10 protein-coding genes are annotated in these 12,099 nt (G+C 62.4%); 5 read left to right on the top strand and 5 right to left on the bottom strand.

Annotation, left to right across the window (positions count from 1 at the left end):
* The first annotated feature begins 217 nt into the window (after positions 1 to 217).
* The gene (locus ACUSIJ_RS14525) at positions 218 to 421 is read left to right on the top strand and encodes a hypothetical protein (protein ID WP_449309120.1); all 204 of its coding nucleotides are present in this window, start codon (positions 218 to 220) and stop codon (positions 419 to 421) included.
* Positions 422 to 436: 15 nt separating this feature from the next.
* Here the strand turns inward: ACUSIJ_RS14525 and ACUSIJ_RS14520 are convergent, their stop codons facing one another.
* The 3 genes from ACUSIJ_RS14520 to ACUSIJ_RS14510 form a co-directional block, all read right to left on the bottom strand.
* Positions 437 to 3,880 carry an AAA family ATPase gene (locus tag ACUSIJ_RS14520; RefSeq protein ID WP_449309119.1) on the bottom strand — a complete coding sequence of 1,148 codons (3,444 nt, stop codon included), beginning with the start codon at positions 3,878 to 3,880 and terminating at the stop codon, positions 437 to 439.
* A complete protein-coding gene (locus ACUSIJ_RS14515; protein ID WP_449309118.1) occupies positions 3,880 to 5,133 on the bottom strand; it encodes a metallophosphoesterase family protein in 1,254 nt (417 codons plus the stop codon). The genes ACUSIJ_RS14520 and ACUSIJ_RS14515 overlap by 1 nt, the downstream gene beginning before the upstream one ends.
* 320 nt (positions 5,134 to 5,453) lie before the next feature.
* A complete protein-coding gene (locus ACUSIJ_RS14510; RefSeq protein ID WP_449309264.1) occupies positions 5,454 to 6,473 on the bottom strand; it encodes a LysR family transcriptional regulator in 1,020 nt (339 codons plus the stop codon).
* Positions 6,474 to 6,574: 101 nt separating this feature from the next.
* On the opposite strand from ACUSIJ_RS14510, the gene ACUSIJ_RS14505 reads away from it, so the two are divergent.
* From ACUSIJ_RS14505 to ACUSIJ_RS14490, 4 genes are all read left to right on the top strand, one after another.
* Positions 6,575 to 7,549, top strand: coding sequence for an MBL fold metallo-hydrolase (locus tag ACUSIJ_RS14505; protein WP_449309117.1), 975 nt, complete (start codon positions 6,575 to 6,577; stop codon positions 7,547 to 7,549).
* Between the two features lie 231 nt (positions 7,550 to 7,780).
* Complete coding sequence (locus ACUSIJ_RS14500; RefSeq protein WP_449309263.1) at positions 7,781 to 8,374, top strand: ankyrin repeat domain-containing protein; 594 nt, start codon at positions 7,781 to 7,783, stop codon at positions 8,372 to 8,374.
* A 376-nt stretch (positions 8,375 to 8,750) separates the two neighbouring features.
* Complete coding sequence (locus ACUSIJ_RS14495; protein WP_449309116.1) at positions 8,751 to 9,428, top strand: DNA methyltransferase; 678 nt, start codon at positions 8,751 to 8,753, stop codon at positions 9,426 to 9,428.
* Positions 9,429 to 9,504: 76 nt separating this feature from the next.
* Positions 9,505 to 9,795, top strand: a complete 291-nt coding sequence (locus ACUSIJ_RS14490; RefSeq protein ID WP_449309115.1) for a hypothetical protein — start codon at positions 9,505 to 9,507, stop codon at positions 9,793 to 9,795.
* Between the two features lie 319 nt (positions 9,796 to 10,114).
* On the opposite strand, the gene ACUSIJ_RS14485 is transcribed toward ACUSIJ_RS14490, so the two are convergent.
* Together ACUSIJ_RS14485 and ACUSIJ_RS14480 are read right to left on the bottom strand one after the other, a co-directional pair.
* Positions 10,115 to 10,834 (bottom strand): hypothetical protein, encoded by a 720-nt coding sequence (locus tag ACUSIJ_RS14485; protein WP_449309114.1) that lies wholly within the window; start codon positions 10,832 to 10,834, stop codon positions 10,115 to 10,117.
* 61 nt (positions 10,835 to 10,895) lie between these two features.
* Entirely contained in the window at positions 10,896 to 11,684 is a 789-nt protein-coding gene (locus ACUSIJ_RS14480) for a hypothetical protein (protein WP_449309113.1), read from the bottom strand.
* Positions 11,685 to 12,099 lie beyond the last annotated feature (415 nt).

The raw sequence follows: 12,099 nt of genomic DNA, 5'->3' as shown, positions 1-12,099 counted from the left end.
TGCGCGTCTGGAACTGGTCAATCACGACTTCGCCGGAGCGCGAGCGAGCCTTGCGTCAATGCTGGAATCCGTGTGCGAGCCGCGTCTGCACTCTAAGATTGTGCAGACCTTGGAAGGGCTCCGCTCAGCCTAGGCCGTTGCCGGATCCTGTTGGAATTGGTTCGCGACTGTTTCCGAGCTGGCCTCGAAAGCCGCATCGCCTCAAGGAGCTTTTCGAATGAGGCGCCCTTGGTTCAGCGACCGCAGCATTGGCACGTTGTTCCTCTCGCCCGTGACTCTTCCCGGCTGGCTGAGCCTAGCGGCCTTCATCGCTTTGATCGCTATGAGCGCCAGCATTCATCAGAGTTGGGAATGGGCCGCGAAGGTGGCAGTCGCCTTCGCCTTTCTGGCGTTCAGCTACTACAGATCCGACAAGCTCTGAGTAGGCCCATCACGCCTAGGCGAGCCTGATTTCCGAACATCCCTCCGTGCCAAGCACCTCCTTGGCGATTGCCGCCAAGTGCTCGTGGTGCGTGAAGAACAGGACCTGCGTTGATCGCGACAAGTCCGCGAGCACGCGAAATCCGGCGCGAGAGCGATCGTCGTCGAAGTTCACGAAGAGGTCGTCGGCGAGGAAGGGGAGCCGCACGCCGGCGTCCACAGACTGTTCAAGCGCCGCGATGCGCAGCGCCAGGAACAGCTGATCAGTCGTTCCTTCGCTCATCTGTCCCACTTCCACGACCGTCTTGCCGTCTTCGCAGAGGCCGATCAGTCTGGGTATCGAGTCCTGCATGTCGGCGTCCAAGCCTTTGTAGCGGCCCAGCGTCAGCGTCTCGAAGATCATGCTCGCACGGGCGAGCAGCGGGTCCTGGTGCCTCTTGCGATACTTTTCGATCGCCCACCGCAGCATGACGGCCTGGGTGCGCTTCATCAGATAGGCCTCCGCCTGCACCGCCATCTCTGCACGCGCCGCCTCGGCGTCCGCCTGCGCGTCTGTGGCTGAGTGGCCGTCGACGTCGAGGTCCTCGAACCTGCGGCGCGTGTCGCCGTAGGTTCTGGCTGCATCGGAGATCGTGTCGTCGAGCGCGTCGGCCTCGCTGCTGGCCTGCTCCCTGCGCGACGCGATCTCGTCGGGCGTGGTCTCGGCGAGCGCTTCGAGCAGCTGTTCAAGTCCGTATCCGTCACCCTTGGCGACGATCTCCGTCTCGAGTTCACGAACCTTGGCACGCAAAGCGCGCACCTGCGATGATGCGTCGAGGCGATCCGGGAGGAGGTCGGTGTCTTCGATCGCGAGTTGTTTCACGACTTCCCCGAGGCCGCTTCTGGCCGCTTGTGACTTTGCGTCGGCCTCGCCCTCTTCGGCCGATCGACGCGACACCTCGCCCTTGAGCTCCCGGGCCTGCGCCTCGGAGGCCCGGGCCTTCGCAAGACGACTTTTCAGGACGTCGAGCGGGTCGCTGCCGCCTGGGGCGCAGTCGAGCTTGGCCGCAAGCTCCGCCACGGCGGACTTGAAGCCGTTCGCGTCGCGCTCGATCCCGGCGATACGGGTTCGAAGGGTGGCCAGTTCCTCGGAGGCGCTGCGAAGCTCGTCGATGATCTCGAAGCGCAGGTCGGCACCTTCAACCGGCAGATCGACCCCGGCGCGCTCCGACACGGCCTTCCAGGCCCCAAGGCCCCTCTGCTCCTCCCCCTTGCAGGAGGTCATCGACTTGGTCAGGGCGTCTGCCTCGTCGACGAGCCTCGCGATCTTCTGTTCGAGTTCCCTCCTCGCGAGCGCCTGCTCCTCGCGTGTCGTCCGCGCGGCTTCCGCTGCTGTTAGGATCGGCAAGATCATCGGATTCGTCGGAGCTTCGATGTCCAGAGCCCGACATAGCGCCGCCAACGCGTCCCGCCGGCGAGCTTGAGCACGTGCGAGTTCGCCTTCGGCCCCGGCTACGGCTTCGAATGCCTCGATCACTTCGGTGCGAGCCGCTTGCCACGCTGCCATCGCGAGCGGCGCAAAAAGCGGAAGTCCCACGCGCGCGAGACGGTCGTCCCACCCGCGTCTGAAGTCGCTCAGAGCTGCCTCAGCCGCGGTCACGGCGCGGCCGGCTTGTTCTGACTCCAAGAGAAGCCGATTGCGCAGGTCGACCATCTCCGCGAGGCGCCCGGATGCCTCGGCCGACGAGTAGCGCCTATCGGCGAGCGCGTCCGCTTTCTCGACGAGATCGCCGTATGCGGCTGCTCGCCTTTGACCGTTCTCAATGACGGCTCCGGCCGTCAGTCCCTCCCGGATGAAATCCCAATCCGCGTCCCGGACCTGCCTGGCAGCTGCGAGCGCCTCCATCGTCACCGCTCCATCCGAGGCGCTTCCGCGCTCGATCTGATGCGATAGGGTATCGGCCTCGTCCCGAAGCCGTGTGGCAGTGGTGGACGCCTTCTTAAGCTCGGCCTCCAGTTCCGCGAGGCGATCCCGCGCCTGCTGCAGTTCTGCTTCCGACAGCGAAGGTAGCCCGAGCAGTTCGCCGGCCGAACCGCTCCAGGGCTTCAGTTGGGCGAGCAGCGCATCCCGCCGGGCAGCGGTCCGGTTCAAGGTTTCGGCTGCCGCGTCGCAGCGCTCGTCAAAGTCGGCGCCAAGCTGCCGGGCCGCATCGACCGCGGAGACGAGCGTGGTCAGGGCCGCGTCCGCGGGCAGCTCGATGAGCTTTTGCTCCAGGCGCGCGAGCTTGGAGCGGACGTCCCCAAGCTCCGATTCCGCCTGGTCGGCAGCTGCGCGCGCGGACACGATGCCATTGAAGACCTGCCGGAGTTCGGTCACCTGAGTACGTGTTGGCACGACCGCAATCGCGGATCCGAATTCCTTGTGAAGGTTGCTCACCTGAATTTCGAGCTGCTCACGCTTCGCGGCGAGTCTCGGCAGATCTTCGGCGGCCTTGGTCTCGGCTCCGCGCCGTTCCAGAAGCCGTTCGATCTGTTCCGAGGCGTCGAGCACCGCGTCGTCGAGATCGACGCCTCCTATTCGCCCTTCGGCCTCCGACAGGAGCCGCTTCGCCGTTGTGCGATCGCGTTCCGCCCGTTCGAGTGCGTCAAGGCACTCCCGTGCTTGGGCCTCGATCTGCTCGCCGACGACGATGACGTTCGCGAGTTCGCCAAGCTCCTGCAGCGTCCGGGCGCGGGCTTCGACCAGACTGGCGACGCCTCGGAGGCGATCGAAGGAGCGCAGCTCCTGCTTCAGTGCCAGCCGCTCACCCTCAAGCTTCTTCAGTGCCGCGTTAGCTTCTTCTGAGGCTGCGCGCGCATCCGACCACGCCTTCGGCTTGAGGCTGGCGTCTCGAACCGTGCGGAGGCTGACTTCTAGGTTGCGCTCGGCGGCGGTGTAGGTGCGGCTGGCCTTGGCACGCTTGCCCCAGATGCCGTCAGCATCGTCCTCGAGCTTGGCCAGCACCGAGGCGACGGCCGTCAGGTTTGATCCCGCGGCGAAGAGCGCCTGCCCGGCGTCGTCCTTCGCCTTCACCATCGCTTCGCCGCCTTCGCGTAGTGCGCTCTGATCAAGGCTGAAGGACCGGTCGAACGTCTCCCTTGTCTGACCGCGCAGCATGCGGAGGAGTGGCGCCTCGTCCATCGGCTTGTCGTCGGCATCGATCAGCGTCCCGCTGCCGCCCTTCCGTCTGCGGACGGCGATCTGTCGGTCATCCTCCTCCAACAGGGCGCCAATTCGAAGCAGGGGATAGTCGAAGCGGAAGTTGTAGGGCGACCGTATGGGAATGCCGAACAGAAGATCCGTCACTGCGGCCATCGACGTGCTCTTGCCGGCCTCGTTCGCGCCGTAGATGAGATGGAGGTCGGAGACGCCCGATCGAAACTCGAGGACGCGATCCTCGAAGTGGCCATACTTCTCCAAACTGAGCTTGGCGAACCGCATCAGGCGTCACCCACCAGGCGAGCCCGCAGTGCGGTCGCACTCGCTTCGAGGATGCGGTCCCAGCTGCCGGCTTCAGCAAGCGCACGCAGTTCGTCCTCCTCGGGCGCTCCAAGAGAGGACCTGGCTGAGACGAGGAACGGTTCGAGCTCCGTCCTCAGCTCCGCCATGAGTTCGGAATCCGAATGCGCCTCGTCGATGATCTCGGCGAAGTCGAGACCAGCTTCCGGCTCTTGGGCGGCATGCGGTGAGGTTACCTCGCTGGCCACCTTCTCGATCCAGAGATCGGGCGAGATGGATGTCGCGATCGCGCAAACCTCGTCGCGGAGTTCTGTCGCGCGGTCCTTCAGCGTGCCCGCGATCTCCGAAGATCCGTGAAGCGCCACACGGACGATCAGCGGTCGGCCTGCGCCTTCGCTTGGCAAGGCGGACCCCAGAGCGGAACGGATCAGGTCGGTAACGGAGTTCATCCGGGCACCCGTGCAGTCCACCTCGATCCTGCTCCAGCGAAGCACGTCCAGCTCAACGGGCATAACGGAGGTCACCTGCCTGTCGGCCACCTCCACGAGCACCGCGCCCTTCGGACCAGTCTCGCGGATGTTCCGTCCCTGAAGGTTGCCAGGGTAGACGACGTGCGGTTCGGTGGAGACGATCTGCTGGGCGTGGACGTGTCCCAGGGCCCAATAGTCGTAGCCCTTCGCCCTCAGGTCGGGAATGTCGCAGGGGGCGTAGGGCGCGTGCCCAGGAGCGCCGGAAAGAGCGGTGTGGAGCACGCCGACGTTGAAGGCGTGCGGGATGGCGTCGGGGTATTTCGCCACGAGGTTGTCCGTGACCGCAGGCGTGGCGAAGCTCTGGCCATGCACCGCCACGCCGATATCTTGCAGCAGGTGGGTCTGAGGATGGCGGCTGTTGAAAAGCCGCACGTTGGCGGGCCACGGTATCTGGCGGGTTATCACCGAGGCCGCGTCGTGATTGCCCGCGAGCAGAAAGACCGGGATGCCTTCTCGGTCCAGTCGGCCCATGGCGTGGGCGAAGTAGAGACCCGTCCCCATGTGCTTCCAGTCGCCGTCGTATAGGTCTCCGGCGATCACCAGGAAGTCGACATGCTCCCGGAGCGCCAGGTCGATCAGGTTGTCGAAGGCCGCACGGGTCGCGCCGCGGACATCTTCAAGCGGAATGCCCTCGTAGCGCGCGAGGCCGTGAAGCGGACTGTCCAAGTGCACGTCCGCCGCATGCAGAAATCGGAAGCTGCCCATTTACCCCCCAGTTTGTCATTTTTCTGACGAACGAACGCCACGGTGCCCCAATGCTTGGCTCACATTAGACGATCCTGGCCACATTGCGAGCGTGCCGAAGCGCCGGCATAGGGTTAGCCGCTTCGCCGGAACGCTACGACTAACGACCTTTTCGTCAGCAAGAGCTTGAACAACTGCTTGATGGCTGATTTCGCTGTCTTTCGTCCGACGCAGTGACTCTGCAACCTACCCGTTAACCGCCGCTCCGGACGGAACTTCGGCGAAAGTCTGCTATGGCGCAATCTCAACCCAGAACCTTCCGGGCAGCTTACGGCCCCAACTCAGTCATTCGCTCGCACAGCAGCGAAAAGCCGCTCTCCGCCCCTCGCATCGCGCCGATGGTCAAGCAACTTCGCACTTTTTTGCTCGCCCGTGGCTTCCGTGCCTGCCATGCTGATACGCACCTGCTGTCTTAACCACGCATTCGCCGGGTCGTTGTCGGTGTGGCTGGCCCAGACCATGTTCAGGGGTGGCAGCGTCAGTTGAACCGGCAGAGGGCTGACTTCGAGCCCGAGCAAGGAGCCGTAGCGGTCGGCGATGCGCCGCGGTACCGTCGCGATCACCGGGCTGACCTGCGCGGCCGCAAGCACCGACATGAAGCCAGATGCAGCCATCACCACGTTCAGCTCGACGCCGGCCATTTCAAGCGCTTCCTTAATACAGCCCTGCAGGCTCTCGCTCTGGGATATGACCGCATGGTCGGCCGAGAGGTACGTTTCCAGCGCCACGGGGCGGTGGAGCGGCAGCAGCGCCGGGTTGTAGCAGCAGGCGAGATCGACGTTGAAAAGCGTTTCGAAGCGGCGCCGGCTCGTCCTCGAATAGGTGCAGCCGATGGCAAGATCGATGCTGCCGTCATCCAGCGGCGGGTCGGCCGCATCGTAGGAAAAGATCCGCGCCAGCACCCTGATGCCCGGCGCGAGCCGCCGCAGGCGGGCCGTGAGGTCGGGGATCAGCAGCAACTCGACTTCGGGCGTCAGGGCGATCCGGAAGGTTCGCTCTTCCGTCGCGGGATCGAAGACACCGCCACCGGTCAGTGCCAGTTGGGCCTGCCTCAGCGCCTGCCGCACCGGAACGGCGAGGCTGAGCGCCCTCGCGGTCGGCTGCATGACCTGCCCGACGCGGATGAACAACTCATCCTGCAGCAGGACGCGTAATGTCGACAGCGAATGGCTCATCGCCGGCTGCCCGATCTTCAAGCGCTGCGCCGCCTTCGTCACGCTCCTCTCCGCCATCAAGGCATCGAAAGCGACGAGCAGGTTGAGGTCGAACGAGCGCAAATTGAAATGATCGATAGTGGCCATGATCCGTATCGATTTGATTGCTGACACTCCGGCACATATGTCTGCTCGGGGCCAGATCAAGGCCCGGTTCACGATGTCTTGCTGACGCATCCGGAGGCACCATGCACACCCGCCGTTCCCTTCTGAAGACCACCGCCGGGCTGGCGCTCGCCGCCGGCACCATGGCCTACGCGCCGCTGGCCGCGCTCGCCAAGGCGCCGATCGTCGGCACACAGGCGCCCGGCTACTACCGCGTGCGGCTCGGCGACCATGAAATCACCGCGCTCTCCGACGGCACCATCGAACTGCCGCTGGCCAAGATTTACGAGGGTATAGAGGAGGCTGAAGCGGCGGCGATTCTTGCCGGCTATTTCCAGCCCAGCCCGACCGAGGTTTCCGTCAACGCCTATCTGGTCAATACGGGTGAGAAGCTCGTGCTCATCGACGCCGGGACCGGAAACCTGCTCGGCCCGTTGCTTGGCAAGCTCGTGGCGAACATTGAAGCGGCGGGCTATGCGGCAGCGCAGATCAACGATGTCATCCTGACGCATATCCATTCGGACCACTCCGGCGGCCTGACCGTGGATGGCAAGCGCGTGTTCGAGAACGCTATCGTTCATGTGAACCGGCGCGAGGCGGAGTTCTGGCTGAAGGCGGATGCCTCGGCCAAGGCCGATCCATTGCTCGGCCCGCATATCGCGCAGGCCGAGCAGAGCGTCATTCCCTATGTCGAGGCCGGGCGGCTTGAGACTTTCGGGGACAACGAAGCCCCGATCCCGGGCATCGGTTCGATACTGCGTGCGGGTCACACGCCGGGTCACAGCTCCATCGTGGTCGAGAGCAAGGGCGAGAAGATCGTTTTCTGGGGCGACATCGTCCACGGCGATATCCTGCAGTTCGACCGGCCGGACGTCAGCATCGAATTCGACGTCGACCAGAAGCAGGCTGCCGCGAGCCGCGCCATCGCGTTCGCTGAGGCGGCGGACCAGAAATATCTCGTCGCCGGGGCTCATCACGCATTCCCCGGCATCGGGCGCGTGCGCCGGGACGAAACCAATTATGCGTGGGTTCCCCTGCTCTACAGCGCAGCGTACTGATGGGCTTTCAGCCCGGATATCGCCGTTGCGGGGATGTCCGGGCACCATCGGCTTTGCAAACAGCCACCCACTGGCTACTTCCCGGCAACGATCCTGTGATCGCCCGCCAGCGCGTGGCCGGCCCGCTGCACGATACGAGGAGGAGCGAGAACCATGCTTCGCCGTCAGGTCATCCTTGCTGCCGCGTTGCTGGCGCTGGCATCCGCTCCTGTCAGAGTTTCGGGAGAAACGATGAGCGATACGCCTTTGCATACGGCCGCGAAACAGGACGACATCGCGCGGATCGAGACGCTTCTGGCTGATGGCGTGGATATCGAGGCGCGCGACGGCAGCGGCGCTACGGCGCTGCTCGTTGCAACCCACGCAAACAGCGTCGGCGCCGCCCGGGCGCTGATTGCGGCCGGCGCCGATGTCAACGCGAAGGACAGGATTAGCGACAGCCCGTATCTCTATGCGGGCGCGCGGGGCCACCTCGACATTCTGAAGCTGACGCTGGCCCACGGCGCCGACCTGAAAAGCACCAACCGCTTCGGCGGCACTGCCCTCATCCCGGCGTCGGAACGCGGTCATGTCGAGACCGTACACACGCTGATCGAGGCCGGTGTCGATGTCGATCACGTCAATAATCTCGGCTGGACCGCGCTTCTGGAGGCCATCATCCTCAGCGGCGGCGGCGAGCGCCACCAACGGATCGTCGCGCTGCTTATCGAGGCCGGCGCGGACGTCAACCTGGCGGACCGCGAGGGCGTGAGGCCGCTGCAGCACGCGCGCGGCCGCGGTTATGGCGAGATAGCGCAACTGCTTGTTGCCGCGGGGGCGCAATGAAGATGCCCCTCACCTCGCTGATCCCGTGAGGATCGCCATAAAGGCTGCATCGCCGCCTGGCCGGATTTGGCCGGATTTTACTCCGCAGTTCAGGCAAGGGCGCATTTCTGGCGCAGAAGGTCCGCTCCGCCCAGGGCCGGCAGAATCCTTCATCAGCATATAGAGAAAAGGCTATGGGCGCTGCCCTCGCGCGGCACAAGAAAACTCTCCGGCCTTTCGCGGCATAAACGGCCCGCTCCCCGCAAGCGGGTCCCCTCCATTTATTCCACGGTGCCAAAGACTTTCCTTGCACCTTGCTACCCTGGTCTCGCCGACGGGCAAGGGTTCAGGAGCGGCGCTTCGCTTCTCTGAACCCCAAACCCAAAGGAAAAAGACCATGACCGACAGCACCCAGGCCCCGCGCAACGTGATCTTCAACGCCGATTGCATCCAGGCGATGCGCTCTTTCGAGAGGGGATCGGTGGACTTCATCCTGACCGATCCGCCCTATCTCGTGAACTATCGCGGCCGGGACGGCAGGACGGTGGCGAACGACGACAACGCCCGTTGGCTCCGCCCCGCTTTCAACCAGATGCACCGCGTTTTGAAAGATGGAGGTTTCGCCGTCTCGTTCTACGGCTGGAACAAGGTCGATTTGTTCATGGACGCATGGAAGGCGGCAGGTTTCCGCATCGTCGGGCATATCGTGTTCCGCAAGCGTTATGCGTCATCGGCGAAATTCATGCGTTCCGAGCACGAGCAAGCGTATTTGTTGGCAAAGGGCAATGTCACTCTACCCGACAATCCTATCCCGGACGTGATCGACTTCCCGTACACCGGCAACAAGCTGCATCCGACGCAGAAACCCGTCGAAGCCCTGGCGCCATTGATCGAGGCTTTCACGAAGCCTGGCGATCTTGTGCTGGACCCATTCAGCGGTAGCGGCTCCACCCTTGCGGCAGCGCAGCAGCTCGGCCGCGACTGGATCGGCATTGAACTGGACAACCGGCACCATCTGACAGCCAGTAGGCGGCTTGCATGGATGCAGCAGCAGCGCGGGAGAGCGGCGGCATAGGCTGCCCCTTTCCCCAGCTCATGCGCCCGTCCGAGCGGCGGGCGCTTCTCCCCATTCACATCAAAGGACTATCATCATGCGATGGATCGTCACGATAGATCATCATGGCGGCTGCATCGGCCTAGGAGAGGACGCGGACGGCGTTCCCGCCCGTGGAACCCCTGAACAGGGTGACGCCCTTCCGACGGAGTTTCGGCTATACGAGGCGAACGGGAATCTTCTTTTCGAGGGCCGGTGCGGCAACATTGACGCCGATTGGTGGAACGGCTTCGAGCCGCTGAATTACTTATGGACCCCGTTCCGGTGCCGCCGCCTGTCCTACCGGCGCGCGGAAACAGATGAGCCGTGGCGCTGGCTGCGACCGTAAACCAATCGCTGCATTTCAAACATCACCGCCGCCGATCCTACCCGGATCGGCGGCGGTCGCGCGTCCCACGGACCGCGCGAAAAATCGCTCTCGCCGGACACGTCCGGCTCGCAGTCCCTGCTGATAGAGAGCAACAAACAAAAAATTATAGCTATGCAACAGCCTTCCAAAGCCTCTCGAATGAGATTGCCACCAATGTCCGCCACGGGGTGGAAAAGGGACGGTCTGCTTTCTGGTCAGGTTTTGCGCAAGCAGACATTGTGGGGAGCGCAAAGGAACGACTGTCGCTCTAAAAACAGCGCGTCGAATTGCGGCGAGTCTATAGGCCGGTCCGTTTCCTTAGAAATTCGTGTTGTCCGACCACATGAGTGAAGAGCTCACGTTCCTCACCGGTCAAAGCATCAGCGTTTCCATCGTATTCATAGGTGGAGCGATTTGCGCGCCGGAGCAATTCGAGCAGCTCCGAATCGGCGATGGAAAGGTTCTCGTTAACAACGCGATTGATTTCAGCCAGCGGAAAGCTGCCTCCGAATTCGACCTCGGCCGAATAGGAGATTTTCCTGTCAGACAAGGCGGCAAGGCCATGCCTGAAACGGGCTTTCCAGTAGCGATAGTGCCGGAACTCCGACCAAGCCCGCGCGATGCGCTGACTTAGCTTTGGACAACCCATAACACGGTGAATTGCAATGTGATGGGTCAAAAAAAGAGCATAAAGCGGGCGATATATCTTTGTGAAACGCTCGGCATCTCGGGCGTGTTCGCGAGTTCTTTTCGCCTGCCGAGATGAGGCTACCCATATTAGCGCACTGGCAAGCGTCAGGATCGAGAAGCTGAACGCTGCGAGCGGAACCCACCGCTTTAACTCTGGAGGTAGCGGCATGCTTAGGGTCGGGCTACACCACAGTCCCACCGAGATAATGGATACCGCAAGCAGCAACCAGAACGGAAGTGCTCGGATCATATCCAGCACTTTCTGGAATGCTCCGACGCCTGTCGCGACATCCATGATGTTTTGCCTTCTCACAAACGAATGAAGCATGTAGCGAGCTGCAGATGGTATTGCAACGTCCAAGTCTAGCTATCGGTCAGCCCTAACGGGCTCATCTCCAAACGCTAACGTCGGCGGTGAACGCTCGATTTGCCTCGACGTCGGCAACGAACTCGTCCCAGGTTTGTCGGCCCAGTTTTCTAGCACAAAAGGCCCCAGCCATGGCAAGAAATGCCCGCAAGACAGCGGTTTGGTCGGACACAAAGCCGCGAAGCGTATTTTCTGTAGCCCTACCATAGGCCAAGAACAGAGCTTCCCTGTAGTTAGCCTTGCCGCGATATCTCGAAGCTTGATGTATAAAGCCCATAGGGCGGCCCGCAAGCTTGGCGTCGCGCATTTCTCGGGCGGCCTTCGTGCGGAAGTTGTCGACCTGCAGAGCCTTGAATTCGCGGGTACCGCGCAACGCTTGCTCCTGCTTCCAGGCATGCCATTTAGCTGAACCCTTGAGATAGCTCGCTGCAGCGCCAATGGCTTCGGTGTCAGAGGCAATCGCCCACTGCAGACTCCCCGCATTTCCGTTCCGATAGACCTCCACCTCCATCGCGTAATCTTTCTCTATCAACGTCGTCACACGCCAACCAAACGGGCCAATGGCAAGGCCCTGGGCCGCAATGGCAGTGTCCCACATGCGTGCAGTGCCAGAGTGATCCTCTTGAAAGGATCCATCCTGAGCTGCTGTCATGGCGCTGGCAGCGTTGGAGATGCCATAGTACCAGCCTAGTATTCCAAGCCTAGCGACGTCCGCTTGTAACGGCGCGCCTTCCATTGCCTGAAGGGCTGAAAGGTGATGGAGGGCAAGAAAGAGCTGTTCCAATACTGTATTTTCCACCAACACATCCATGTTCCGCTTTCCTATGCTCTGATAGGCTCCGGTGGCTGTTGCGAAATCGATAGAGCGCGTCAAAAACTGCAGTGAACGCATCCAACTTACAGTCGACTGCAGCGCGTACTCAGGTGTCGGCTTGCCGCCTGGCTCATTTATAGTCCCAGTGTTTATAACCCGATCATAAAGCATGACAGTTTCCTAAGGAGAATTTGAAAGCGACGCACAACGCTTAGACATTTCAGACCATTCTGTAATGCTTTTGTAAAGCAAACTGCCGACAGCTTCTGGCATTTCGCCAGCGACCCCGCAATGACCGCAATGAGGTCGGATTCTGCCGAAGTTGGCCGACTACCGGTCAATGGCGACTTCGGGGTGGTTTTCTGCCCTTCCGGTTTTGAACGGTCGAACCGAGAAAGCGGCCATTCAGGTA

The organism is Pseudochelatococcus sp. B33 (genome assembly GCF_053570585.1).
The sequence above is the reverse complement of the archived record's forward strand: the minus strand, read 5'-3'. Positions and strand labels throughout refer to the sequence as shown.